The following is a 25,460-nucleotide window of genomic DNA, read 5'->3' as shown; positions in this document are numbered from 1 at the left end:
ACCTCCTTTTTGACTCAATAGATAAATAACTACAATTTCAAAGTTTGTTAGTAATATATGGAAAAATAAAATAGAAGAAAAATAAAAAGCAATACTTTATTAATGCGTACCGCTTTTTATTTATATGATAAAAGAATTAAATTACATTTTTTTGTGATTTATTTGCAATCCAAAGTCCACTCATTTTCATGGCATAACCAAATAAAACACCGACAATTAATGAAGGGATAGTTTGAGGGAGATCCCCTTGAGCGGCAAATAGAGTGCATGCTCCAATAAATGTCCCTGGGATATAAGCAAGCAGAGCGCTTTTGGCTTGAATACACATCACGAAGGCAATCACACCCGTTACGGCATAACCAAAAATAGAGATATCATTAAATACTTGGCTACCATAAATAATCGCTAATGCCCAAATAATGCCACTCATAATGGTTGCTATAGTGACAACTAACCCTTTAATGCCTTCTTTAGGGTAAGCGAAATAAGCAGTACAACCTAAGAAACCAGCCCAGCTTAATAAACCAAATTGATTGGCAATAAATGCCCAAATGGCCGAAAGAATGCCTGTTGTCAGCGCAGTAAAATAAAGCGTTCTCACGATAGACTCTTAAATATAAGGGGGATATTTACCCAGTTAACTAAAGGCGAAGTTTATCATTCTGGTGGACTGCTAATCTATATTTAGATCATAAAAAAGCACAATTAATAAAGGTATTAATACATACTTTAGATATTGATTTTTATTAAAAATAGAAAAAATAAAAAGTAAACGATTGCGTAATTAAATTTGAATGAACGTATTTTCAAGCGTCTCTGCTATTAATTTATAAAATCATCTGGGTATTAATAAGAAAGAATAAAAAGGTATTTTATATAAAGCATAAAAGCGAAATTGTTTATATGAACTATTGTTCTTTAATAATTAATATGAGTCGTTTTTGGCTAAACAGTCAGAAATGACGGCGTTATTTTTAAGAGAAATGGTAGCGTGTAAATCTTAGCTTACCTGTTATAACCGGTAATGCAGAAATGACACGCTATAGGTGGTAGAAAATAGAAGGTTACTTCCCGATACAGAAACTAGAGAAAATACGACCTAATAAATCATCTGAAGTAAATTCACCCGTGATTTCACTTAAGGCTTGTTGAGCAAGTCTTAATTCTTCTGCTAATAACTCACCCGATTTTGCATAAACCAATTGTTCATGACCTTGGCGTAAATGTTCTGCCGCGGTATTTAAGGCTTGCAAGTGGCGACGACGAGCCAAGAAACCACCTTCAGTATTACTATTAAAGCCCATCGCTTCTTTTAGGTGATCGCGCAGTAATTCGATACCCATACCATCACGGGCGGATAAGCGGATCATTGGGTAGTTACCTTGTGCCGTGATCTCGACATTTTCACCGGTCAGATCGGATTTGTTACGAATAACAGTAACAGGCAAGGTATTTGGTAAACGAGCCATAAATTCAGGCCAGATATCTTCAGGCGCTGTTGCATCGGTTGTGGTGCTATCAACCATAAATAGTACTCTGTCTGCTTGCTCAATCTCTTTCCAAGCACGTTCAATACCTATGCGTTCAACTTCATCACTTGCTTCACGTAAGCCTGCAGTATCGATAATATGCAATGGCATACCATCAATATGAATATGTTCGCGCAATACATCACGAGTCGTTCCCGCAATATCTGTGACAATGGCGGCTTCTCTGCCAGCTAAGGCGTTTAATAGGCTCGATTTACCTGCATTAGGGCGACCTGCAATAACGACTTTCATCCCTTCGCGTAATAAGCTACCTTGGCGAGCTTGAGCGCGAACATCATCTAATTCAGCAATAACGGCGTTAAGTTTTCCTTCGATGATACCGTCAGAAAGAAAATCTATCTCTTCGTCTGGGAAATCAATAGCTGCTTCAACATAGATACGTAGATGAGTTAATGACTCCACCATCTCGTTAATATGAGAGGAAAATGTACCTTGTAGAGAATTAATTGCTGAACGGGCGGCTTGTTCTGAGCTGGCATCAATTAGATCAGCAATCGCTTCTGCTTGTGCTAAATCGAGTTTGTCATTTAAAAAAGCACGTTCAGAAAATTCCCCCGGGTTTGCAATACGCACACCTGGGATCTGCAAAATACGTTTTAGTAATAAATCCAGAATAATCGGACCACCATGGCCTTGTAGCTCTAAAACATCTTCACCCGTAAATGAGTTTGGGTTAGGAAAGAAAAGAGCGATACCCTGATCAAGTACTGAGTTGTCATCATTGCGAAATGGCAGGTAATCGGCATAACGTGGTTTAGGCAACTTACCTAAAACAGTTTGCGCCACAAGGGCCGCTTTGGGGCCAGAAACGCGTAGGATACCGACACCGCCTCTTCCCGGAGGTGTGGCCTGAGCGACGATAGTATCAGTGCTATGCATGGTGTACTCGCTTAATCAGAATAATCATATCAATATAAAAACAGAAGGCGGTCATTGTAGACCGCCTTCGCTATTTTATGTCACTTTCCTTTGAATGTAACCAAGGAAGAGGTTTTTCCTCATGAGACTTTATTTTTTGTCTCTACTGTGTAAGCCACGTTTTTCCAGGCCGCGGTAAATTAACTGCTGCTGGATGATGGTCACTAAGTTACTGACGATATAGTACAGAACCAGACCTGATGGGAACCACAGGAAGAATACGGTAAACACAACTGGCATAAAGGTCATGATTTTTTGTTGCATCGGATCAGTCACTGCTGTTGGCGACAGTTTCTGAATGATGAACATTGTTACACCCATTAATAATGGCAGGATGTAGTACGGATCTTGTGCAGACAAGTCTTGGATCCATAACATGAATGGCGCATGACGTAATTCAACTGAGCCCATCAGCATGTAATACAACGCAAGGAAGATTGGCATCTGGATAATTAGTGGTAAACAACCCCCCAGAGGATTCACTTTCTCTTGTTTGTATAACGCCATCATTTCTTGGCTCATACGTTGTTTGTCATCACCAATACGTTCACGCAGTGCAGCCAGTTTGGGTTGCAATAAACGCATTTTCGCCATGGAGGTGTACTGCGCTTTGGTCAGCGGGTACATGATACCACGAACGATAAAGGTGATCATGATGATGGAGAAGCCCCAGTTACCGATAAAGCTGTGAAGGAATTTCAGCAGTTTAAACAGTGGCTGAGAGATAAACCATAACCAACCGTAGTCTACAGATAGGTCTAAATGTGGTGCGATAGCGGACATTTCTGACTGAATTTCAGGGCCAACCCATAATGTAGAAGTGATATCCGCTGTACTATTGGGAGCAATAGTGACAGGTGCTGATTTATAACCAATCAGAGCAATAGATTTATTTTCTAAAGTAATAGAGTAGAAGTTATTGTTCTGACTATCTTTAGATGGGATCCATGCTGTTGCGAAGTATTGTTGTAACATCGCAACCCAACCATTATTTGTGGTTATAGATAAGTTTTTATCTTCGATATCACCAAAACTATATTTTTTATAGTTGGTTTCGTCTGAGGAGTATGCCGCACCACGATAAGTGTGTAGCGCAAAGTTGCTGCTACCCGTATCGCGACTTTCTGGCAATTTAACAGATTGTTTTAACTGACCATAGAAGTTCATTGTCAGTGTCTTATCTGTTGTATTCTCAATTTTGTATTCAATACCGATATCGTACTGGCCTTTTTTCAGAATGAAGGTTTTGACGAATTTTACGCCTTCTTCATTCACAAAAGTCATAGGTACACGTAATTCATCTTGATTTTCACCAAGTACGAAGTCGTTTTTATCAGCACTATAAATTGGGCGAGATTTCTGATCTGGGCCATCAGGGCCGATTAAGCCACTTTGAGCCTGATACAGGAATTGAGGTGTAGTTTCCAGTAAACGGAAAGGTGTCTGTGAATTAAGCTCGGCGGGATAGGCTAACAAATCAGCCTCATCGATTGTACCGCCCTGAGTATTGATACTAAGATCAAGTACATCAGTTTTTACGGTAATCAATTTTGCCTGCTCATTGCTGTTACCAGTTACAGCAAGACTATCACTACTCGGCATGTCCGCTTGTTGCGAGATCTGAGTGGTAGTGGTGGTGTTTTGTGAAACTTTATCACCCTCCCACTGCTGCCAGATCAGGAAAGAAACGAACAGCAAAGCGATGAATAGAAGATTGCGTTGCGAATCCATCGTTAATTTTCTCTGTTATCGTCGTTTTTTCTAGGTGGGACAGGATCATCACCACCTTCGTGTAAAGGGTGGCATTTTAATATGCGTTTCACTGTTAACCAACTACCTTTTATCATTCCAAACCTGCGCAATGCCTCAATTCCATAATGAGAGCACGTAGGATTAAAACGACAACGAGGCCCCAACAGAGGACTAATCCCCAGTTGATAGCCCCTAATCAGCAAGATCAGGATTTTTGAGCCAAGCGACAATGACGACGCCATAATTTACCCAACACTTCCGTCAATTGGTGGTTATCAAGTTCAGCAACCCCTTTTCTTACTAATAACACAAAATCCATCGGCGGTAATTCATGCTGATGTAAACGAAAGTATTCACGGGCTAATCGTTTAATACGATTACGCTCATGAGCACGTTTAACGTTTTTCTTTGCGATAGTTAGACCGATGCGGGGATGCCCCAGCTCATTCTGGCGACCCAAAATAGTAACTTCTGGTGAACTCGCGCGTTGTGGTTGCTGGAAAACAAAATTGAAATGCTTGGGAGTTAACAAACGTAACTCCCTTGGAAAAGCGAGCTTAACCACGGAATGGTTAGCTTTTATTATTTCGAAGAAACGGTCAGACGAGAGCGGCCTTTCGCACGACGGCGAGCCAGAACCTGACGACCATTTTTAGTGGCCATACGAGCGCGAAAGCCGTGGTTACGGTTGCGCTTCAGTACAGACGGTTGAAAAGTGCGTTTCATGGCGATTTCTACCTACTTAATATTATTACTGATTCAGCAAATGCGTTGACAGACAGGCGTGCAATAAATAAACAAACCAGTACTTCAATCGCAGCATCAATGATGGAAAGATGCGGGATTGTAATAAAATCACTCAAATGCGTCAATCAAGATGACGCTTTAAGTACCGATTTTTGTCGTCTTTTTTAGCAAACCCGATAATCAATCCTGACTTATGCGCAACGAGTACGCTTATTATCGACCTAAAAGAGAGTCTTAATAAGTGACTTTGTTGGTACAAGCACGCAGGGTGCAAGATTATACGGACTCATGGTGAAAGCGCAAGGATCTTTGGTGGATCAAATGAGAGATATTTGATCACTTACCATAAGAAAGAGAGATTTATACAAAGAGAAAGTTATCCCCAATTGCTATTTATAGGGCGACTCAAGTACACTAGAACGCCTTTGCATATTTCATTTGGTGAATTATCACAAATCGGCAAGCCTGTGGATAAAAACCATAAAAACTGTGCAAAAGAAAGAGGATCTTCGTTTCATTTTGCGATATGATCCCCCGTCACGATCAGAATAGCCAGTCTGCGATCGTGAGTCACGATGTAAAAAAATCGTTGTCACCAAGAGTTGTTCCTTATTAAGAATTGAAGAGGAACGGTGTTGTGCACTTTGTATTTAGGCACACAGTGTTTAACTGCATTTTTCCTGTTTATTTTTTAGTCTTGTTTTTTTAGGGGAGTTCGCCGTGTCACTTTCGCTTTGGCAGCATTGTCTTGCCCGATTGCAGGATGAGTTACCTGCCACTGAATTTAGTATGTGGATACGTCCCTTGCAGGCAGAACTAAGCGATAATACGCTGGCGCTGTATGCACCTAATCGTTTTGTTTTAGATTGGGTGAGAGAAAAATACATTAATAATATCAACGCATTACTAGTGGATTTTTGTGGTTCTGAAGTCCCTTCCCTACGTTTTGAAGTGGGTAATAAACCGGTATCAACACGGACAACGGAAAGTATTCCTAAAGCTGTTGTGCATCCGACAGTCAATACGGCACCCACGTATAGTCAGTCTGTTCGCCCTAGCTGGGATAATCAACCCGCATCTCAACTGCCTGAGCTTAATTATCGTTCGAACGTTAACCCAAAACATAAATTTGATAACTTTGTTGAAGGTAAATCAAACCAGTTAGCAAGAGCTGCCGCGAGACAAGTTGCTGATAATCCTGGTGGTGCTTATAACCCACTTTTTTTATATGGTGGAACTGGGCTGGGTAAAACGCACTTGTTGCATGCTGTAGGTAACAGCATTATGGAACGTAAAGCAAATGCAAAAGTGGTTTATATGCATTCTGAGCGTTTCGTTCAAGATATGGTTAAAGCGTTACAAAATAATGCGATAGAAGACTTTAAACGCTATTACCGTTCTGTGGATGCGCTATTGATTGATGATATTCAATTTTTTGCCAATAAAGAGCGTTCACAAGAAGAATTTTTTCATACCTTTAACGCATTGTTAGAGGGTAATCAGCAAATTATTTTAACATCAGACCGTTATCCGAAAGAGATAAACGGTGTTGAAGATAGATTAAAATCACGCTTTGGTTGGGGATTAACGGTGGCGATTGAGCCACCTGAACTTGAAACTCGAGTGGCGATTTTGATGAAAAAAGCGGATGAAAACCAAATTCAGTTACCTGACGAAGTGGCCTTTTTTATTGCCAAAAGACTTCGTTCTAACGTCCGTGAGCTTGAAGGTGCATTAAACCGAGTGATTGCAAACGCGAATTTTACAGGTCGTGCGATTACTATCGACTTTGTACGTGAAGCATTACGTGATTTGCTCGCTCTACAGGAAAAATTAGTCACTATCGATAATATTCAAAAAACAGTTGCTGAATATTATAAAATTAAAGTTGCTGATTTACTGTCAAAGCGGAGATCCCGATCGGTTGCCCGTCCGAGGCAAATGGCAATGGCGCTGGCAAAGGAACTCACAAACCACAGCTTGCCTGAAATCGGGGATGCCTTTGGTGGTCGTGATCATACAACTGTTCTTCATGCATGCCGAAAAATAGAGCAATTGCGTGAAGAAAGTCACGATATCAAAGAAGATTTTTCTAACTTAATCAGAACATTATCATCCTAGCGCTATGAAATTTATCATTGAACGTGAACAGCTTCTTAAGCCGCTACAACAAGTGAGTGGCCCTTTAGGTGGTCGTCCTACCTTACCCATTTTAGGTAATTTATTGCTTAAGGTGACTGAAAACACTTTATCATTAACGGGAACTGACCTTGAAATGGAGATGGTGGCAAGAGTTAATCTTAGCCAATCTCATGAAATTGGCGCCACAACTGTTCCTGCGCGTAAGTTTTTTGATATTTGGCGTGGGTTACCAGAAGGTGCTGAAATCAGTGTTGAGCTCGATGGTGATCGCCTTTTAGTGCGTTCAGGTCGTAGTCGTTTTTCGTTATCAACCTTACCTGCATCTGATTTTCCTAACTTAGATGATTGGCAAAGTGATGTTGAATTTACCTTGCCTCAAGCAACATTAAAACGCCTCATTGAGTCCACACAATTTTCAATGGCGCATCAAGATGTGCGTTATTACCTCAATGGTATGTTGTTTGAAACTGAAAATACAGAATTACGCACAGTGGCAACAGATGGACACCGTTTAGCGGTTTGTTCAATGGATATTGGACAATCTTTACCTGGGCATTCTGTTATTGTTCCTCGTAAAGGTGTCATCGAATTGATGCGCTTACTCGACGGTGGTGGTGAAAGCTCACTGCAACTGCAAATCGGTAGTAATAATCTACGTGCTCATGTAGGTGATTTTATTTTCACCTCGAAATTGGTTGATGGACGTTTTCCTGACTATCGTCGGGTATTACCGAAAAACCCAACCAAAACAGTGATTGCGGGTTGTGATATCCTTAAACAGGCATTTTCTCGTGCTGCAATTTTATCAAATGAGAAATTCCGTGGTGTGCGTATAAATCTCACGAATGGTCAATTGAAAATTACAGCAAACAACCCAGAGCAAGAAGAAGCAGAAGAGATTGTTGATGTCCAGTATCAAGGCGAAGAAATGGAAATTGGCTTTAATGTCAGTTATCTCCTTGATGTCTTGAATACCTTGAAATGTGAAGAAGTTAAGCTGTTGCTAACGGATGCTGTTTCAAGTGTTCAAGTTGAGAATGTGGCAAGTTCTGCCGCGGCTTATGTTGTTATGCCAATGCGTTTATAATAGCCACTAAGATGATTTTATCCCGTTTATTGATCCGCCATTTTAGAAATATTGAACAAGCGGATCTGCCATTAGCGGATGGCTTTAATTTTCTTGTTGGGCCAAACGGAAGTGGTAAAACAAGTATACTTGAAGCGATTTATACCTTAGGACATGGACGAGCATTTCGTAGTTCTCAAGCAAATCGCGTGATCCAACATGATGAACATGAATTTATTCTTCATGGGCGCTTAAGTGGGCTTAATGACGAGAGCCGTGGCTATGCGATTGGATTGAGTAAAGATCGCGAAGGTAATAGCACGGTACGCATTGACGGAAGTGATGGTCATAAAATTGCAGAATTAGCTAAATTGTTACCGATGCAATTAATTACACCAGAAGGTTTTACCTTGCTAAATGGTGGGCCTAAATATCGTCGCGCGTTTATCGATTGGGGTTGTTTTCATAATGAACCTCGATTTTTCGCCGCATGGTCTGATTTAAAACGTGTTTTAAAACAACGTAATGCGGCACTAAGGCAAGCAACGTCTTATCGACAGCTGATGCCTTGGGATAAAGAGCTTATCTTATTAACGCAACAGATAAGTGAATGGCGAGCTCAATATACTGAAGATATCGCTAAAGATATTGAAGAAACGTGTCGTCTGTTTCTACCTGAATTTTCGCTGAAAGTCAGTTTTCAGCGTGGATGGGATAAAGAAACTGATTATGGTGAATTGCTAACACGTCAATTTGAACGTGATAAAATGTTAGCATACACCTCTCTTGGTGCTCATAAAGCGGATCTACGTATTAGAGCAAACGGCACGCCAGTAGAAGATATGTTGTCACGAGGTCAGCTCAAGCTATTGATGTGTGCATTGAGATTGGCACAAGGTGAATATTTCACTCGTAAGAATGGGCAAAGATGCCTGTATCTGCTCGATGATTTTGCTTCCGAATTAGATGCAAGTCGGCGTCAATTATTAGCCGAGCGTCTAAAATCTACGCAAGCTCAAGTGTTTGTTAGTGCGATAACACAAGGGCAAGTGAAAGATATGCTAGATGTAAATAGCAGGCTATTTAGCGTAGAACGTGGCAAAATAGAGGTTAAACCATAGGAATAAAGCGAGAAACGTTGATGTCGAATACATATGACTCCTCAAGTATCAAAGTATTAAAAGGGCTGGATGCGGTGCGTAAGCGCCCGGGGATGTACATCGGGGATACAGATGATGGAACCGGTCTGCATCACATGGTCTTCGAGGTGGTCGACAACGCAATCGACGAAGCCCTCGCGGGTTTCTGTGATGAGATAATTGTCACTATCCATTCAGATAACTCCGTCTCTGTTCGAGATGATGGTCGTGGAATTCCAACCGGCATTCACCAAGAAGAGGGTGTTTCAGCAGCAGAAGTCATTATGACGGTTCTGCATGCCGGGGGTAAATTCGATGATAACTCCTATAAAGTCTCTGGTGGACTTCATGGTGTAGGGGTTTCTGTTGTTAATGCGTTGTCTGAAAAACTTGAACTGACGATTCATCGCGATGGAAAAATCCATCAGCAAATTTATCGTCATGGTGTACCTGATGATCGCTTAAAAGTGATTGGTGATACTGAAAAATCTGGCACATTTGTTCGCTTCTGGCCAAGTCTTGAAACCTTTAAAGGTGAGACCGAATTCCAGTATGACATTTTAGCAAAACGTCTTCGTGAGTTGTCATTCTTAAACTCCGGTGTTTCTATCCGTTTAATCGATAAACGCGATAATCGTGAAGATCATTTCCACTATGAAGGCGGTATTAAGGCATTCGTTGAATACTTAAGCCGTAACAAAACACCGATTCATCAAAATGTATTTTATTTCTCAACTGAAAAAGATGGCATCGGTGTTGAAGTGGGGATGTTGTGGAATGATGGTTTCCAAGAGAATGTTTATTGCTTTACCAATAATATTCCACAACGCGATGGTGGTACCCACTTAGTTGGTTTCCGTACGGCAATGACACGTACGCTAAATAACTATATGGATAAAGAAGGCTTTAATAAGAAATCAAAAATTAGTGCAACGGGTGATGATGCGCGTGAAGGCTTGATTGCGGTTGTTTCTGTTAAAGTACCTGATCCTAAATTCTCATCGCAAACAAAAGATAAACTAGTTTCTTCAGAAGTTAAAACAGCAGTAGAAACGCTGATGAATGAGAAGCTGGTCGAGTATCTGTTAGAAAATCCAAACGATGCAAAAATTGTTGTCGGTAAAATTATTGATGCCGCTCGTGCTCGTGAGGCTGCGCGTAAAGCACGTGAGATGACACGTCGTAAAGGCGCATTAGACTTAGGTGGTTTGCCGGGTAAATTAGCAGACTGTTCGGAACGTGATCCTGCTTTCTCTGAACTGTACTTAGTGGAAGGGGACTCTGCGGGAGGCTCTGCCAAACAAGGACGTAACCGTAAAACACAGGCTATTCTTCCGTTAAAAGGTAAAATCTTAAACGTTGAGAAAGCGCGTTTTGATAAAATGCTAGCATCTCAAGAAGTCGCAACGTTAATCACTGCATTAGGTTGTGGTATTGGCCGTGATGAATATAACCCAGATAAGTTGCGTTATCACAGCATTATCATTATGACGGATGCTGACGTCGATGGTTCTCATATTCGTACACTATTACTGACATTCTTCTATCGTCAAATGCCAGAAATTATTGAACGTGGTCATATTTTTATTGCTCAACCACCGCTTTACAAAGTGAAGAAAGGGAAACAAGAGCAATATATCAAAGATGATGACGCGATGGACGAGTATCTGATGTCGATAGCACTTGATGGTGCGGCACTTTATATCAGTGAACATGCGCCAGCAATGCACGGTGAGCAACTTGAAAAACTGGTTGTTGACTACCATGCTGCACATAAAATTATTCGTCGTATGGAGCGTATTTATCCACTGAGCATGTTAAACAGCTTGGTGTATCACGCAACACTCACAGAAGAAGATTTATCTGACAAAACTAAAGTTGAAGAATGGATGAGTGGCTTGGTCAACCGTTTAAATAATACGGAAGAGCAAAGCAGTACTTATAGTTATACCATCACTCAAAACGATGAAAATCGTTTATTTGAGCCAGTATTACGTATCCGTACTTACGGTATCGATACAGACTATAAACTGGATTATGACTTTATCCACAGCAGTGAATATCAACGTATTACTCATTTAGGTGACATTATTGGTAACCTGATTGAAGAAGGTGCGATTATTGAGCGTGGAGAGCGCCGTCAGGCGATTTCAAGCTTTGAAGAAGCACTTGAGTGGTTAACAAAAGAATCACGTCGTGGTCTTGCTGTACAGCGTTATAAAGGTCTTGGTGAAATGAACCCAGAGCAGTTATGGGAAACCACGATGAATCCAGATACACGTCGTATGATGCAAGTGACCGTTAAAGATGCAATTGCAACGGATGAGCTATTTACTACGCTAATGGGGGATGCGGTTGAACCTCGTCGTGCCTTTATTGAAGAGAATGCGCTGAAAGCTGCCAATATTGATATCTAATTTTAGATTCGATAGATTAGAAAAAGCGGAGCCGTAAAAACGGCTCCGCTTTTTTGTTGATAATAATAACGCTTATCCGCGTTGTCCTATTAAACGGCACAGCATTTCGGTCACTAAATAGCTCTTTTCAAATGAGCTAATAGGCAAAAATTCAAAACGAGAGTGGAAATTCAATGCCCCAGTGAAATAGTTTGGTGTCAGTAATCCTCTTGCTGAAAGTGCAGAGCCATCTGTTCCTCCTCGCATTGGGATCACGTTAGGTTGAATGTCTAATTGTTTTAATGCTTCAAAAATAAGTTCGATAGCAGTGCGATCTTCCCCAATGGAGTCGCTGATATTGCTATACACATCGACAATTTCATAGTCGATTTGTGCACGAGGGTGGCGAGCACGTAGTAATTCAACAGATTGTGCAATGTATTGTTTACGTGCTTCATAGCTTTTCTTGTCGAAATCACGAATAGCCATTTTAATCACTGCATTATCAGGATTAGCGATTAAATCAGTGACATAGAAATAACCTTCACGATGCTCGGTGTGCTCTGGTGTATCAAAACGGTCAAAACAGCCAATAAAATCATGAGCAACACGAATTGGGTTTAATAAGACGTTTTTTGCGGACATTGGGTGTGCCGTAATACCTTTTACGGACACATTAATGGACGCTGCATTAAAGGTTTCATACACGACTTCTCCTAATGCACAGCAATCAATGGTGTAAGCAAAATCAACATTGAAGCGAGATAAATCCATCAATTTAGAGCCACGTAACCCAATTTCTTCATCAGGTACAAACGCCACATAGATATCACCGCAATCAAAATCAGCGTGTTGAAGTTTATCCATTAACGCCATAACCACGGTGATCGCCGCTTTATTATCAGCACCTAACACACTTGTACCATCACTGAAGATAATCTCTTCACCAATATAAGGTGTGGCTTCGGGGTGTTCTTGAGCTTTAAACCAGATATCCTTCTCTTTATTTAAGCAGAGATCGTTTCCCTCATAACGCAGTGTTTGCGGGTGAATGTCTGGCGAAATACCTACATCAACAGTATCAAGGTGGGCAACAAAGCCCACTTTCGGTGCATTCGGCTTATTGCCTGGCCTCATGGCATATAAAATGGCATGAGAATCGATATAGATATCTTTTAATCCATAAGTTTCTAACTCTTTAGCTAGTAATTTTGCTAACTCAAGTTGCCCTTGTGTGCTGGGTACCACAGATGCAGATGCATCACTTTGGCTTTCAATTGCCAGATAACGGAAGAAACGCTGTTCTAATTTTTGACCTAGGGTGTTCATTATCATGTTGTTCCTAATTTAGTTATTTTTATAAGTGTGAGCTAAGAGGCGGGTTGCCATGTATATCCGCTGTCAAAACCCAGAGGAATATCGAGCCCCCAGAAAATAAACAGTGTCGTTGTTAATACAATAAGCAAGCCAATAGTGAATGGGATCATCATTGAGCACAGTGTGCCGATACCTGCCCCTTTATAGTATTTTTGGCAATACATCAAAATGAGTGGATAGAATGGGAACATCGGTGTACTCACATTCATTGCGGAATCACTGACACGAAACGCGGCTTGCGTTAATTCAGGTGAAATACCGACAGCCATTAACATTGGTACTAAAACAGGTGCAATGACAGCCCATTTTGATGTTGCTGAGGTGATCATGATATTTAAAATCGCAGTGAGCAAAATCACCCCTAATACAGTCATACCTGAAGGCATATTAAGTGTACGTAGTAGTTCTGCACCCGATAACGCTAATAACGTTCCTAAATTTGAATGTTGGAAAGAGTAAAGGAACTGAGCTGCAAAAAAGGCAAAAACGATAAATGGGATCAGCGATTTAGTGATATTTTCCATTGCTTTGACGATATCTTTTGTGGAGGCAAAAGACTGCGTCATATAGCCATAGATTAATCCAGGTACAGAGAAGAAGATAAACAGTAAAGGCACAACAATTTGCATTATTGGGGCTTTAGGACTGGTTAAACTGCCTTCGGGTGAGCGTAGTGGTGAGGTTTCTGGTAATAACAGCGCAAATAAACCAATCCCCATTAAAATGACGGACCAACCCGCAAAACGGAATGCTCGTTTTTCTGTCGGTGTGATTTCACCGAGCTCTGCATCTTTGGTGTCAATACCAGAGGAAACAGGGCAGTTTTTATTTAACCAAGGTTCGACAATTTTTTCAGTGATATACCAACACGTTAAAATAACGCCAAATGTTCCGCCCACACTAAAAAAATAGTTACATAAAACGTTAACACTATATCCTGGCGCCATAATTTGCGCCGCTTCTTGAGTAAAGCTTTGCATTATGGGATCAATAATTGACGGTGTATAACTTGCGGTAAATCCACCCGCTAAACCCGCAAATGAGGCTGCGATACCAGCTAAAGGATGACGACCACTAGCATAGAACATCATCGCTGAGACGGGCATTAGAATAACGTAAGCGGAATCCGAGGCTAAGTGCGCAACGATACCAACAAATACAACCGTTGGCGTTAGCATTTTAGGAGAAATAAACGAAAGCATCTTTTTTAACGCCGTTTTAATAAAACCACTACTTTCTGCAATGCCGATCCCTAAAGTTGCAACAATCGTTATTCCAAGTGGAGGAAAGCTAATGAAATTTTTCACTGCACTTGTCACAAATAATATAATTTCTTCATATTGAAACATATTAATGACGGCGATTTTCTCTTTAGTCACTGGATGGAAATAATCAAAATGTACAAAAGAGAGAAAAAATGAGAATATCCAGCAGATCACTAAGGCGTAAACGAACAACATCGTAACATCAGGCATGATATTACCAATGCGCTCTACTCGGTTTAAAAAACCTTTTTTATTGGGTTGTGTTTGTGTTGTCATATTTATAATGCATCTTTTTATTAAAGTAATAAAAATCACCTTAAATAAATGGCAATACAAAGTAAATTTATTTTTAAATAATAAGTAGTTACCGTGATTTATATAAAATGAATAATATATTAGAAATTATTATATTTAGGTTTTTGTCGTCATTATTTTTCAGTTGTTAAAAAATGCTTTATTAATTTTTACACTCTGTTTTTAATAAAAATAGGTAGATTATGCTGAATATTCTGTCTGAATTCTTTAGCATTATTATTGAAAGTATCGCAGAAAACGTATTTTATAAAGAGTCATAAAACTAAAAATAAATAAAATATGAAAAATTAAAAAATAGTTTTATGAAAAAATAAGAATGGGATGTGGGCAATGAAGTGAATAACGATTGAGAATAAGAATATCAACCATTTCTATTTTCTAAAAATGGTCAATATTCTAAAGATTTAATATTAACGCAGAATATTCAACATACGACGTAAAGGCTCTGCGGCACCCCATAACAGTTGGTCACCCACAGTAAAGGCTGAAATAAATTCAGGGCCCATATTCAGTTTGCGAATACGTCCTACAGGTGTGCTCAATGTACCTGTTACGGCTGCAGGTGTTAATTCTCTAATCGTCAATTCACGATCATTAGGAATGACTTTTACCCAATCGTTATGACTTGCCAGTAATTGTTCAATGTCAGCAACAGGTAAATCTTTTTTTAGTTTTAGAGTGAATGCTTGGCTGTGGCAACGTAACGCACCAATACGAACACAAAGACCATCAACAGGGATAATATTTGAACCTGTGTTTAGGATCTTGTTCGTTTCAGCTTGTCCTTTCCACTCTTCACGGCTTTGACCATTTTCTAGTTGTTTATCAATCCAAGGGATCAAGCTACCCGCAAGAGGAACACCAAATTGATCTGTTGGCATCGTACCGCTACGCGTAAAGTTAGTCACTTTACGTTCAATATCTAAGATGGCAGAAGCTGGATTTTCGAGCTCTTTGACTACTTGATTATGTAAAGAGCCCATTTGTGACAGTAGCTCTCTCATATGACGAGCGCCAGCTCCAGAAGCGGCTTGATAGGTAGATACACTTGCCCATTCTACTAAGTTATTAGTAAATAGACCCCCTAATGACATCAGCATTAAACTGACCGTACAATTACCGCCAACAAACGCTTTAATCCCTTTATTTAAACTATCTTGAATATGTTGACCGTTAACGGGATCGAGAATAATCACGGCATCATCATTCATACGTAATGCGGATGCAGCATCAATCCAATAACCTTGCCAACCGGCTTGGCGCAGTTTTGGGTAGATTTCATTGGTATAGTCACCACCTTGGCAACTGATAATAATATCGAGTGATGCTAGGGTATCAATATCATAAGCATCTTGCAGAGTGCTACGGTGGTTACCATAAGCGGGTGCTGCTTCACCCAACTGAGATGTGGTGAAGAAAACAGGGTTTATCCCATCAAAATCACGTTCTTCAACCATTCTTTGCATTAAAACGGAGCCGACCATACCACGCCAGCCCACAAAACCAACATTTTTCATTGTAATTACCCTGTCTTTGTCTGTAGGAATAGTGAGAGACCTCACACTAACCTGACAAAATATAGAGGTAGGTGCAAGTGAATTTATTGATTATTGACCAAAGAATTAGAAGTGTTTCTTATAGTCTGCGTAGAGTTAACAAAAGAAAGCCACAGAACGAACAAATATCAATGAGTTGTTAAAAAAGAAAATGGACTCGCCATAAAAATGTAAGAATATTCTGTTATAGCTTATTTTGTTTTTTAGGATAAATAAAAATATATTCTTGTTTAAGAAAATAGAGTAAAAATAGAAAAATGTAAAATAGTGTAATATATAAGAAAAACGTATTTACTTAGAGGCCACTCCAAGCTTTATACTAAATGCTACTGTTTAATAGATGATTTATTTTCATAAATAAAAAATACTGGTGAAGGTTACTCATTGAATTTGAATTTGAATTTTATTTTACTGCTTATTAAGTGGTATTTGGAGGCGAAATGGATATATCAACAGTCATTCCATTATCTACGTACTATTCGTATTTAAAACGGTTTGTGATTTCACCAACCACTATGGGTACTATTGCGCCTTCATCTCGTTGGTTATGTTATGAAATGTTGGATAAACTCAATTGGCAACGGGACATTCAAATTGCAGAGTTGGGGGCTGGCACAGGGGTTATTACCCAACAAATATTAAAAAGAATGTCGGTGGATTCTTCATTAGATGTTTTTGAAATAGAACCCAGTTTTGCAACAGAGTTAGATAAAATCGACGATAATCGATTAAGGGTTTATACCGCTTCAGCAGAAAAATTGAATAGTCATTATAATATGATTATTTCAGGGCTACCTTTTTTATCTATACCAAAGAAAACTGGCTTAAGAGTTTTAAAACAAGTACATAAAGAGTTATTAAAAACACAAGGCTGTTTTGTCTTATTTCAATATACAACTCGATATGAAAAAACGTTATCTCGTTATTTTCATTTAGAAAAGAAATTAGTCATGCTTAATGTTCCCCCTGCTTGGGTTTATTATTGCACGCCTAAAAATAATATAGGGTAAATAAAAAATTTACTCGATTTTTATATCATAAATGACCAATAAGAATAAATGTTATTTATTTAGATAAAGCGTGAGCAAGCAAAAGAATACTCTTTTCAATTTCATTTGTATTATGAGCCGCATACCCTAACAATACACCTTGTCTAGAGTAAGATTGAATACAGTAACGAGACAAAGGTTGTATGGCTAATCCAATATTTCGCGCTTTTTTTACAATATATTCTTCTGTATAACCTGGCTGCAACCAGCAGACAATATGGATACCTGAGTCAGTCGGTTCAACATGAAAAACATGAGATAGATGTGTTTTTATGGTATGAGTTAACACTTGATAGCGTTCATAGCAGGCTTTTCTTATCCTTCTCACATGGCGGGCGTAATGCCCTTGAGAAATAAATAGCGCTAATGTCGCCTGTTCTAAAAAACCTGAATGTGAGTCGGTGTAGTATTTAGCCGCTTTAAATGCATCAACTAAAGATAAAGGAACCACTAAAAAGCCTAAACGAAACCCGGGATACATCATTTTTGAGAATGTGCCAGCATAAATAACACGCTGATATTTATCTAACCCTTGTAGTGATTGAATGGGTTTAGTGTGATAACGAAACTCACTGTTATAGTCATCTTCAAAGATCCACACATTATTAGACGATGCCCACTCTAATAATGCGATACGACGTGAAAGTGAAAGCGTATTGCCCAAAGGAAATTGATGTGACGGGGTTGTAAAAATGAGTTTTGCTTCGGGACACTGTGTTATTCCTTGAGAAATATTCATTCCATTAATATCTGAACTAATAGGGTATGTTTTTATACCATAAGACGTGAAGATGCCTCGTGCGCTGTCATAACCAGGATCATCTAACCAAACAGTATCGCCCTCTTGTAATAGTACTCTAGTGGTGAGATTAATCGCTTGTTGCGTACCATTGACAATAATGATTTGCTCAGATTGGCAAGAAAGCCCACGAGTTGATTGAACATATTGGCATATCATCTCTTTTAATGGCGTGTAGCCTGTTGGCGAATTAAACGTTGCGAGTGCTTTTTTTGATTGTCGCCAAACCCGCCCTAATAATCTACCCCACAGTTCATGAGGGAAAAGATCCACACATCCAACACCAACATGAAAGATAGGACTGCTATTGATAGTGGGTTGTGATTGTTGCCAAAAAGCGTGTGCTTTTTGCATATTAGGATTAAGGGTGTCTAATGGGCTTTGTGGCTGAGGTGAAAAGGGAGGATAGGGTATTTTGTTCCACTTATCCGAAATAATGACATCAGGGATTGTGTTTGCAACAAAAGTCCCCGCTCCACGACGAGTAAATAAATAGCCTTCATCAATTAAACGTTCAAATCCTGCAATAACGGAGTTGCGAGAAATCGACATCATTTCAGCTAATGTACGACTAGATGGTAGACGACTGCCCGAAGATAAACGTCCCTCTAAAATAGCGTTTCTAATCGCGTGATAAACCTGTGAACCAATAGGTCCTTCTTCTAAAACAAGGTTAGGAAAATAGGCTGTTTTTTTCTGTTTCATAAAGTGGATCCTATAAAAACACAAAAAGTGTACCTTATTAAGAACCAAAGTTAAACGTACCATGACAACGATAGAAGACAGGGTGATACCTTATTTATGGCGTTTATAAGAGTAGAAGGAAGTGAAGCAATGAGCACAACAGCAATAACGGTTTCAATCCAATTAGTTGAACAAGTGCATTATGCACAATGGCTACCACATTGGTTAAATTATCAAGCATTTTATAACGTTGCATTATCGGAAAAAACAACATTAAAGACATGGGCGCGCTTTTTTGATGAAAAAGAGCCTGTTTATTGTGCTGTTGCAATGGACGGTGAAAAAGTATTGGGTTTTGTTCATTATCTTTTTCATCGTTCAACATGGGCTGAAAGTGATTTTTGTTATTTAGAAGATTTATTTGTTTCACCAGACACACGTGGCCGCCATGTAGGTAAGCAACTTATTGAGTTTGTTAACCAACAAGCAAAACAGCGTGGTTGCGCTCGCTTATATTGGCATACACAGGAAACCAATTTACGTGGTCAGCGCTTATATAATTGGGTCGCTGAAAAGCCAGGTGTGATTGAATATCGTATGGCGCTGTAAAAGCATGTTAGGTAGGGCCGATAGGGGAGAAAATAGGGGGTAATAATTACCCTCTATTTTTTGAGTTAGCATTATTTATAAGATTTAATTTGGGTTAATTAAACGCTTGTTGGCAATAAAATTCATTGCCAACTTTTTTTGCTTCTTCACATGCTTGTTTCATTAATTCATCAGCTTTTTGTTTATTTGGCTCGATAATATGATATTGACCAGAAAACATAAAAGAGGCCATGGCTTGAGCAAATCCCTCAAACGTCATTTCATTAGCTTTTGCAAACCACATATTGGCTTTCTCCGTATCTACGGGCACATTGCCAACACCACTATAGATAACTCCTAACCAAATTGGAGCGTAAACAAGTTCTTGTTGATGAGTCGTTGCGACTTCTTCTAATAATACAATCGCTTTTTTGTGATCTGTTTCGCCAGATAATGGCGCAATGAGAGCGGTTGCTAAACTTATTTTACCTCTTAGGCTCCCTTTATTTACCGCGAGAGTGGCTAATTTCTTTGCTTCGATATAATTATTTTTAAAATAAGGATCGGCATTAAATAAGTAGATATCAGCAAGTAGTGCGTAGGCATCAGCATAATCACTTTTTATCGCTTCATTTGCCCACAGTTGTGCATTTAGTAGGTTTTTTTCTACCCCGGTGCCCATGAGATACATTTCAGCTAATTGATATTGAGCCTGTGCATCATGGTTTACTGCTGCTTTGCGAGTATTTTCAAATTTTATTTTGTCTTGTTCTTCAAAATTAGCCTGCAAAGAAAAAGAGAAAAAAAGTGTAATTAGACTGATAAAGGTCGAAATATATTTAATAAATGTCATGTAGAGTACCGTTTGTAATGATTTTGAAAATCTTACCAAGAATAATGGTATAAAAGCAGTTTATTTCTTCGGCTTAATCAAATAAATAACAATATTGGGAGAGCGATAATGGCGATTGACCTTAGCAATCTTGTCACTGAAAGTAGAAATCATAACAGTGAAAATATAGACACGCTTTCAACATTAGATATGCTAAAAGTCATTAATAATGAAGATAAAAAAGTGCCATTAGCCGTCGAAAAAGTGTTACCTGAAATAGCTCAACTCGTTGATAAAGTCGCCACGGCTTTTACTCAAGGTGGTCGTCTGATTTATTGTGGTGCTGGCACATCAGGACGATTAGGGATCTTAGATGCCAGTGAATGCCCGCCAACCTACGGTATACCTCATGAAATGGTGATTGGTTTAATTGCGGGTGGGCATAAAGCGATTTTACAAGCTGTCGAGAATGCTGAAGATAATGCTCAATTAGGTGAAGAGGATTTACGCCAACTTCATTTTAACGATAAAGATATTTTAGTGGGTATTGCGGCAAGCGGTCGAACACCGTATGTGATGGGGGCCTTGCAATATGCAAAATCACTCGGAGCGATAACGGGAGCGATTAGCTGTAATCCTGAAAGCCCAATGGCTAAACTTGCGGATATTGCGATTACACCGGTTGTGGGCGCTGAAGTGATAACGGGTTCATCACGAATGAAAGCGGGTACAGCACAAAAACTTATTTTAAATATGATCACGACAGGTGCGATGATAAAAATTGGCAAAGTTTTTGGTAATTTAATGGTGGATGTTGAAGCGACTAATGCCAAATTGGTTGAACGTCAAATTCATATTGTAATGCAAGCAACAGAGTGTGAAAGAGCTATCGCTGAAGCAGCATTATCACAATGTCATCGTCACTGTAAAACGGCAATTTTAATGATCCTTGCAAACGTAAATGCACAACAAGCCACACAAATGCTTAATCAAAATAGTGGGTTTATTAGAAAGGTGTTGGGTGAGTGATTTTTATTTATTAAATAGAAAGTTAAATTTTATTCTTGATAAAAGCCAGTAAATACAAGGTATCTACTGGCTTAATGATGGGCTGTAAACCGCTAAGAAATCTTACTCAATATTTTGGATCTGCTCGTGGATTAGAAAGTGTGTTCTATTAAAAATCAATTGGTTAGGTTGATTTTTTGCCGTGATTCAATGTTCACACTTACCAGTTCACTCACCATTTGGCAAAAGCGAAACAACACCAGCTTAGAGCACCATTCAGCACAATCATACAGCAAGACTTGCCTTTATTCTGTTACTTCTGCATCCATGCCAATAGGTCCGACAGCAGCCAGACTGTGCTGCCGCCAACTCTTTTCCTTTTGGGGACTTGACCAGCTTTTTCTAGTCTCCACCAGGTTGTTCTGCTGATCGATGTTATGCGCTCTCGTTCGATCTCTTTTATAAAACGTTCGGACTCACGGTAGGCGCAGAGAAGTGCTCCACGCTCGTCTACTCGCGGGGGAGCGTATCTATTAGCTTGCTTCATAGATACCCCCTTGCTTATTTCGCATCAACCATTGATCTATTTCTGCTCTTTTGAAGTAAAGACGTTTACCCATCGGTTTGAAAAAAGGTATCAGTTTTCTATGAGTTAGTTTGTAGAGATACGATACGGAGAGCCCGGTGTATTGTGCGCACTCGTTTATAGTCATGACCTCTTTTGTCATGGCTTTTAATGAGCGGATGTTCTCAAACATTTCAGCAAGTTGATTTTCAGTCATTTTCTTCCCTTCACTTACTTTACTTGCTGTTATTTTCTCATTTGTTCCTCCAGTATATTGACTCTCAAACTGCCCAATACGGACAGATTGAGCGTTATTTAGCTCAGTGCTTATCCCGCTTACTGTAAAGGTACAGACTACCTATAGTGACTATTGTAAAGAAGGCAAATAATCCCAAAATCCCCCAGATCAACGGTGTCATAGATAATCCCTCTCGTTACTCATTATCTATAGTTTATAATAGCTTGGACTTAGAAGGAGAGCATTATGGCAAGAACGTTAGATGAAATCATTGAGCATGAGAAACTGGAGGTTGTTCAGCAAGCTCATGAAAAAGCAAAGGAAATTATAAAAGATATTGATGAGAAGGCTGAGGCGTCAGCCGCTGGCGATAAATCAGACGGCTGACGATGGAGTAGGCACAAAAAACTTTCACATGTGAAAGTTTTTGTGCCTCAGCATGATTCAACTGAAGTTGAACCAACCTTCATCTTCGAGATGAGGTAAATTCCCGTAAAACTCTTCACTAGCCCTTTCCTTATGTTGTTCACTAAATTTTCCATTGTTTAAGTAAGAGTGGAATGAGTTAACATAAAATTCCTCTTTAAGCCTGCTTATCAATAACTTAACATCTTCCTTGTAGATGATCGTTGGCTTTTGAGTCATCCAGTCGTTCCACTCAATCTCAACCTTATCAAGAATCTCATCTACCAAAGGTTTAAGTTCATCGACGGCATTCCATGCACTTTTTTCATCGGCGTGTTGATACGCACCTATTGGCAGAAGAAGGCCCTGAATCGTTTCTTTGGTTGACCACGCGCCATCTGATAAAAAATACTCTTTGTTTTCAAAATTAAGATGTAAATGATATGCCATGACCAATCTCCAAGTTGGTTAACACAGAGCTATTTTTACTCAAAACCTAGTCATAGTTGGCACGCCAAAGTGCCCATTTTGGACAAATCGGTCACTTTTGGTACTAGAAAACTTTCACATGTGAAAGTTTTTAGCCGGTTTTAACTCAGGTTCTTCCACAACCTTGACCTTGCGCCCAGATGGAGCATAAAACAGATACCATCCCCCAAATTCCGTGGTTTGTTCTGCCAGAACATTCCCCGTTTCTGTGTCAACAAGAGCAACTCTAATTCCATCTCGCTCAAGCTGGCCTTCAACTTCTCTAATTTCAGTTAACGGTAAACGCAACCTATTTACTCCGCCTCTAATTAATCTTGTTGATTCAACTGCTTTGTAACGAGGGGACAAGTTGAAGCCGCTACCTACCTGAATGGTGTAACTTTGATAGGGTGTGAGTGAACCAATGATGGCTGGTGTTACTACTTCCCGCCCAGCGACCGTTGCTTTAATGCCTTCAACTTCTGGCTCAGATGGTTCACAAATGCCGTTAAGGTTTAAATCTTCACAGGTTGATAGCTCCAACTGAGCTTGATTTCGCTGAGGAGTTCTTGAGAATCCCGTGCGGCCAAAGCTACCACTGACTGATAAAGTAATGTTGTTACCCCAACCAGACGAATGATTGAACGAAGCAGACACAGTTGCAAATTTCCAGTTCCAAAGATCAGCACGCAAGCTTTGTTGCTGGCCTTCCCATCCATGACCAAAATTGCTCGCCGTATAGCGGTAGGTGAGACGCCCCAAGCTGAATCGTTTTGATATCTCTCCATTGAAACGTTCTATATCTCTAATACCATTAATATCTTTACTTTCGTGCTCATAAGACGCCAAAACTTGCCAACCCGCCTCCATGCTAGCAAGCATCCGCCCTCCAAAGATGTTGGATCTGACACCATTGGCTAAACTATTCGAATAGTATGGAGATAAAGAAAGTGATGTATTCAGTGTCTCAAGGCGCGTGCTGTGATACGTGCTTAGCGTCGTTTCCTGAGTTTCATAGCCGCCGTGCGTGCGGGAAGAATACTGAATAGTTGGTTGGAACAGAGAGCGTGATGAAATACTAACAGAGCGTAATTGATAGTTGTCTAAATCACTTAATTGCCCAAAGATCGCAAGATTGTCATCCTGCCAAGAACCGCTCAGAGCGTATCCACTACTGCCATACCAAGCAGGCTCAAATGAAAAGTTATCACTTGAATATAAAGCGGAAAAATACTGTCTTTCCTGCTCATCCTGACCAGCGAAAAGTGACAATTCATTGGTCATCCCGTAGCTCAAGCGTCCAATTAACTTGCTTTCATCAGTGGTTGGAGATTTGCCTACAGCTACTTGATAATTTAGGCCTCCTACTGGAGCAAGCCGCCCTGAAATGGCTCTCTCGATTGTTTTAGTGTCTGTTCTACCGTCAGGTAAAACCGCATAGAATTTATATTGATTATTACTGTAACTCAGCTCGATTTTGTAAGAGAACGGCTCACTATCCAGAACCAAGGATTGTAAATAGGTCCCGTCACGGTATACATCTACCCGTGTTCCAACAGGCCAATAAAGCTCAATTTGGTCATTAGAAAATGATCCAGTGGCAAGGCTACTTTCATTCGTGAGTGAGAAACCATCCAGCCCGTAACGCTGAACACGACCGACTTCAATGTCTTTGACATTGCTGTTCTCCTCGTCGTGCCACTGGCTGGAGAAATATGATTCTTGCCCTCCTAACCCTGCTCTAACATCAACATCGAGATCTGCGACGCGGCCTGTTCCCGTGATGCTACCCGAAATATCACCTTTGCTTTGATAGGTGAGAAAGTAGTCAAAGGATTTTACATCCAGATTGGATACATTTGGCTCAATTGTAACCTCTGGTTTGACCTTTCTGGCTTTGGCTGCGTTTTTGCGTGGGTAAAAGTAGATGGTTTGTTCTGACCAAACAATTTTGGCATGACCAAGATTGTTTAACCTTTCCAAGGGAAGTGATGCTGTTGTGTTTACACCAGCAGCATGCCATAGCCCTGGTTCAGCAATGGCGCTATCTACTTCACGAGAAACAAGGTATTCCCCCTTGTTTTGTCCGTTCACGACAAACTTCATCAGGTAGTTATCCGCACGTGTTGGTGAAGCTGTGAGTGTGAAAGCTGCGGCCAAGACAGTGGGGACAAAAACTTTCACATGTGAAAGTTTTTTCTTCATCGGGACACCTCCCTAACTGGGAGTCTGAGCGTGATTCTCGAGTGAACGCCTTGTTTTTCTTCGCTTTGTACGGCATAGGAAAATGCCATCTTTGCGTTTTGAGATAAGACTTTCCCATCTCTCTCTCGAGCTTTTACTACTTGCCGCTCTCCTGGCAGCAGTTGGAAGCGTCGGGGAAATACTTGTACCCCATCTGGTGGGATGATTTTCACTATTATTGACGAATTTAGGGTATTTGATACTGGGATTTCAGTCGTTGACTTACGACTGATCTCTACGTCATGGGCTTTAAGTTGAAATGCAGTCGCGGGTGCTGATAGAAGAACTGCTAGCGTCACCATCATGATTGAATTAGTAAAGGGCTTCATGAGGACCTCAGTGAATAGCAATGGTCAG

At 40.0% G+C, this 25,460-nt stretch carries 23 protein-coding genes; 8 read left to right on the top strand and 15 right to left on the bottom strand.

The window, feature by feature from the left end; all coding sequences use genetic code 11:
- Nucleotides 1-136 precede the first annotated feature (136 nt).
- The 6 genes from GWI97_RS02030 to rpmH form a co-directional block, all read right to left on the bottom strand.
- Complete coding sequence (locus GWI97_RS02030) at nucleotides 137-601, bottom strand: DUF1097 domain-containing protein (protein WP_082239428.1); 465 nt, start codon at nucleotides 599-601, stop codon at nucleotides 137-139.
- Nucleotides 602-1,064: 463 nt separating this feature from the next.
- Nucleotides 1,065-2,429, bottom strand: coding sequence for a tRNA uridine-5-carboxymethylaminomethyl(34) synthesis GTPase MnmE (gene mnmE, locus GWI97_RS02025; protein ID WP_036933429.1), 1,365 nt, complete (start codon nucleotides 2,427-2,429; stop codon nucleotides 1,065-1,067).
- A 129-nt stretch (nucleotides 2,430-2,558) separates the two neighbouring features.
- The gene (yidC, locus tag GWI97_RS02020; RefSeq protein WP_036933427.1) at nucleotides 2,559-4,199 is read right to left on the bottom strand and encodes a membrane protein insertase YidC; all 1,641 of its coding nucleotides are present in this window, start codon (nucleotides 4,197-4,199) and stop codon (nucleotides 2,559-2,561) included.
- Between the two features lie 2 nt (nucleotides 4,200-4,201).
- Nucleotides 4,202-4,462: a membrane protein insertion efficiency factor YidD gene (gene yidD / locus GWI97_RS02015; RefSeq protein ID WP_012368639.1), complete on the bottom strand. Its 261-nt coding sequence runs from the start codon at nucleotides 4,460-4,462 to the stop codon at nucleotides 4,202-4,204.
- Nucleotides 4,426-4,785, bottom strand: a complete 360-nt coding sequence (gene rnpA, locus GWI97_RS02010; protein ID WP_071788569.1) for a ribonuclease P protein component — start codon at nucleotides 4,783-4,785, stop codon at nucleotides 4,426-4,428. Before rnpA ends, yidD begins: the two co-directional genes overlap by 37 nt.
- Nucleotides 4,786-4,802: 17 nt before the next feature.
- A complete protein-coding gene (gene rpmH, locus GWI97_RS02005) occupies nucleotides 4,803-4,946 on the bottom strand; it encodes a 50S ribosomal protein L34 (protein ID WP_036933424.1) in 144 nt (47 codons plus the stop codon).
- A 741-nt stretch (nucleotides 4,947-5,687) separates the two neighbouring features.
- Between rpmH and dnaA the strand changes: the two genes are divergently transcribed.
- From dnaA to gyrB, 4 genes are read left to right on the top strand one after another with little or no spacing between them, the layout of a single operon-like run.
- Nucleotides 5,688-7,088, top strand: a complete 1,401-nt coding sequence (gene dnaA / locus GWI97_RS02000; protein WP_036933423.1) for a chromosomal replication initiator protein DnaA — start codon at nucleotides 5,688-5,690, stop codon at nucleotides 7,086-7,088.
- A gap of 4 nt (nucleotides 7,089-7,092) precedes the next feature.
- On the top strand, nucleotides 7,093-8,196 hold the full coding sequence (gene dnaN / locus GWI97_RS01995; protein ID WP_036933421.1) for a DNA polymerase III subunit beta: 1,104 nt from the start codon (nucleotides 7,093-7,095) through the stop codon (nucleotides 8,194-8,196).
- 11 nt (nucleotides 8,197-8,207) lie between these two features.
- Nucleotides 8,208-9,296, top strand: coding sequence for a DNA replication/repair protein RecF (gene recF / locus GWI97_RS01990; protein WP_036933420.1), 1,089 nt, complete (start codon nucleotides 8,208-8,210; stop codon nucleotides 9,294-9,296).
- Between the two features lie 20 nt (nucleotides 9,297-9,316).
- Nucleotides 9,317-11,731, top strand: a complete 2,415-nt coding sequence (gene gyrB / locus GWI97_RS01985) for a DNA topoisomerase (ATP-hydrolyzing) subunit B (RefSeq protein WP_036933417.1) — start codon at nucleotides 9,317-9,319, stop codon at nucleotides 11,729-11,731.
- A 72-nt stretch (nucleotides 11,732-11,803) separates the two neighbouring features.
- Here the strand turns inward: gyrB and pepT are convergent, their stop codons facing one another.
- From pepT to asd, 3 genes are all read right to left on the bottom strand, one after another.
- A complete protein-coding gene (gene pepT / locus GWI97_RS01980) occupies nucleotides 11,804-13,042 on the bottom strand; it encodes a peptidase T (RefSeq protein WP_192940847.1) in 1,239 nt (412 codons plus the stop codon).
- A 38-nt stretch (nucleotides 13,043-13,080) separates the two neighbouring features.
- On the bottom strand, nucleotides 13,081-14,628 hold the full coding sequence (locus tag GWI97_RS01975; protein ID WP_036933412.1) for an AbgT family transporter: 1,548 nt from the start codon (nucleotides 14,626-14,628) through the stop codon (nucleotides 13,081-13,083).
- A gap of 449 nt (nucleotides 14,629-15,077) precedes the next feature.
- Complete coding sequence (asd, locus tag GWI97_RS01970) at nucleotides 15,078-16,184, bottom strand: aspartate-semialdehyde dehydrogenase (protein ID WP_036933409.1); 1,107 nt, start codon at nucleotides 16,182-16,184, stop codon at nucleotides 15,078-15,080.
- Nucleotides 16,185-16,663: 479 nt separating this feature from the next.
- Here asd and GWI97_RS01965 point away from each other — a divergent pair, with 479 nt between their 5' ends.
- Entirely contained in the window at nucleotides 16,664-17,233 is a 570-nt protein-coding gene (locus tag GWI97_RS01965) for a class I SAM-dependent methyltransferase (protein ID WP_036933408.1), read from the top strand.
- Between the two features lie 55 nt (nucleotides 17,234-17,288).
- Here the strand turns inward: GWI97_RS01965 and pdxR are convergent, their stop codons facing one another.
- Nucleotides 17,289-18,776, bottom strand: a complete 1,488-nt coding sequence (pdxR, locus tag GWI97_RS01960) for a MocR-like pyridoxine biosynthesis transcription factor PdxR (protein ID WP_161751823.1) — start codon at nucleotides 18,774-18,776, stop codon at nucleotides 17,289-17,291.
- Between the two features lie 129 nt (nucleotides 18,777-18,905).
- On the opposite strand from pdxR, the gene GWI97_RS01955 reads away from it, so the two are divergent.
- Entirely contained in the window at nucleotides 18,906-19,364 is a 459-nt protein-coding gene (locus GWI97_RS01955; RefSeq protein ID WP_036933403.1) for a GNAT family N-acetyltransferase, read from the top strand.
- Nucleotides 19,365-19,458: 94 nt separating this feature from the next.
- Here GWI97_RS01955 and GWI97_RS01950 read toward each other — a convergent pair whose 3' ends face one another.
- Nucleotides 19,459-20,196, bottom strand: coding sequence for a tetratricopeptide repeat protein (locus tag GWI97_RS01950; RefSeq protein ID WP_036933401.1), 738 nt, complete (start codon nucleotides 20,194-20,196; stop codon nucleotides 19,459-19,461).
- 108 nt (nucleotides 20,197-20,304) lie between these two features.
- On the opposite strand from GWI97_RS01950, the gene murQ reads away from it, so the two are divergent.
- Nucleotides 20,305-21,204, top strand: a complete 900-nt coding sequence (murQ, locus tag GWI97_RS01945) for an N-acetylmuramic acid 6-phosphate etherase (protein ID WP_087803793.1) — start codon at nucleotides 20,305-20,307, stop codon at nucleotides 21,202-21,204.
- Between the two features lie 292 nt (nucleotides 21,205-21,496).
- On the opposite strand, the gene GWI97_RS01940 is transcribed toward murQ, so the two are convergent.
- Together GWI97_RS01940 and GWI97_RS01935 are read right to left on the bottom strand one after the other, a co-directional pair.
- Nucleotides 21,497-21,730 carry a helix-turn-helix transcriptional regulator gene (locus GWI97_RS01940; protein ID WP_115389827.1) on the bottom strand — a complete coding sequence of 78 codons (234 nt, stop codon included), beginning with the start codon at nucleotides 21,728-21,730 and terminating at the stop codon, nucleotides 21,497-21,499.
- A complete protein-coding gene (locus GWI97_RS01935; protein WP_024703479.1) occupies nucleotides 21,717-21,965 on the bottom strand; it encodes a helix-turn-helix transcriptional regulator in 249 nt (82 codons plus the stop codon). The genes GWI97_RS01940 and GWI97_RS01935 overlap by 14 nt, the downstream gene beginning before the upstream one ends.
- Before the next feature lie 267 nt (nucleotides 21,966-22,232).
- Between GWI97_RS01935 and GWI97_RS18170 the strand changes: the two genes are divergently transcribed.
- On the top strand, nucleotides 22,233-22,373 hold the full coding sequence (locus GWI97_RS18170) for a hypothetical protein (protein WP_202609394.1): 141 nt from the start codon (nucleotides 22,233-22,235) through the stop codon (nucleotides 22,371-22,373).
- 57 nt (nucleotides 22,374-22,430) lie between these two features.
- Here the strand turns inward: GWI97_RS18170 and GWI97_RS01930 are convergent, their stop codons facing one another.
- Both GWI97_RS01930 and GWI97_RS01925 read right to left on the bottom strand, forming a co-directional pair.
- Entirely contained in the window at nucleotides 22,431-22,841 is a 411-nt protein-coding gene (locus GWI97_RS01930; protein ID WP_161751822.1) for a hypothetical protein, read from the bottom strand.
- A 114-nt stretch (nucleotides 22,842-22,955) separates the two neighbouring features.
- Nucleotides 22,956-25,064 (bottom strand): hypothetical protein, encoded by a 2,109-nt coding sequence (locus GWI97_RS01925; RefSeq protein ID WP_161751821.1) that lies wholly within the window; start codon nucleotides 25,062-25,064, stop codon nucleotides 22,956-22,958.
- Nucleotides 25,065-25,460: the final 396 nt, after the last annotated feature.

The sequence above is a fragment of the Proteus sp. G2300 genome (genome assembly GCF_009915965.1).
Lineage (GTDB): Bacteria > Pseudomonadota > Gammaproteobacteria > Enterobacterales > Enterobacteriaceae > Proteus > Proteus vulgaris.
The sequence above is the reverse complement of the archived record's forward strand: the minus strand, read 5'-3'. Positions and strand labels throughout refer to the sequence as shown.

What these genes read in the sequence shown, in the direction of transcription:
- GWI97_RS01950 (WP_036933401.1), bottom strand. Translation starts at nt 20,196, where the DNA reads ATGACATTTATTAAATATATTTCGACCTTTATCAGTCTAATTACACTT.
- pdxR (WP_161751823.1), bottom strand. Translation starts at nt 18,776, where the DNA reads ATGAAACAGAAAAAAACAGCCTATTTTCCTAACCTTGTTTTAGAAGAA.
- GWI97_RS01975 (WP_036933412.1), bottom strand. Translation starts at nt 14,628, where the DNA reads ATGACAACACAAACACAACCCAATAAAAAAGGTTTTTTAAACCGAGTA.
- yidC (WP_036933427.1), bottom strand. Translation starts at nt 4,199, where the DNA reads ATGGATTCGCAACGCAATCTTCTATTCATCGCTTTGCTGTTCGTTTCT.
- recF (WP_036933420.1), top strand. Translation starts at nt 8,208, where the DNA reads ATGATTTTATCCCGTTTATTGATCCGCCATTTTAGAAATATTGAACAA.
- mnmE (WP_036933429.1), bottom strand. Translation starts at nt 2,429, where the DNA reads ATGCATAGCACTGATACTATCGTCGCTCAGGCCACACCTCCGGGAAGA.
- GWI97_RS01965 (WP_036933408.1), top strand. Translation starts at nt 16,664, where the DNA reads ATGGATATATCAACAGTCATTCCATTATCTACGTACTATTCGTATTTA.
- GWI97_RS01935 (WP_024703479.1), bottom strand. Translation starts at nt 21,965, where the DNA reads ATGACTGAAAATCAACTTGCTGAAATGTTTGAGAACATCCGCTCATTA.
- GWI97_RS01940 (WP_115389827.1), bottom strand. Translation starts at nt 21,730, where the DNA reads ATGAAGCAAGCTAATAGATACGCTCCCCCGCGAGTAGACGAGCGTGGA.
- murQ (WP_087803793.1), top strand. Translation starts at nt 20,305, where the DNA reads ATGGCGATTGACCTTAGCAATCTTGTCACTGAAAGTAGAAATCATAAC.
- yidD (WP_012368639.1), bottom strand. Translation starts at nt 4,462, where the DNA reads ATGGCGTCGTCATTGTCGCTTGGCTCAAAAATCCTGATCTTGCTGATT.
- gyrB (WP_036933417.1), top strand. Translation starts at nt 9,317, where the DNA reads ATGTCGAATACATATGACTCCTCAAGTATCAAAGTATTAAAAGGGCTG.
- asd (WP_036933409.1), bottom strand. Translation starts at nt 16,184, where the DNA reads ATGAAAAATGTTGGTTTTGTGGGCTGGCGTGGTATGGTCGGCTCCGTT.
- dnaN (WP_036933421.1), top strand. Translation starts at nt 7,093, where the DNA reads ATGAAATTTATCATTGAACGTGAACAGCTTCTTAAGCCGCTACAACAA.
- rpmH (WP_036933424.1), bottom strand. Translation starts at nt 4,946, where the DNA reads ATGAAACGCACTTTTCAACCGTCTGTACTGAAGCGCAACCGTAACCAC.
- GWI97_RS01925 (WP_161751821.1), bottom strand. Translation starts at nt 25,064, where the DNA reads ATGAAGAAAAAACTTTCACATGTGAAAGTTTTTGTCCCCACTGTCTTG.
- GWI97_RS01955 (WP_036933403.1), top strand. Translation starts at nt 18,906, where the DNA reads ATGAGCACAACAGCAATAACGGTTTCAATCCAATTAGTTGAACAAGTG.
- GWI97_RS01930 (WP_161751822.1), bottom strand. Translation starts at nt 22,841, where the DNA reads ATGGCATATCATTTACATCTTAATTTTGAAAACAAAGAGTATTTTTTA.
- GWI97_RS18170 (WP_202609394.1), top strand. Translation starts at nt 22,233, where the DNA reads ATGGCAAGAACGTTAGATGAAATCATTGAGCATGAGAAACTGGAGGTT.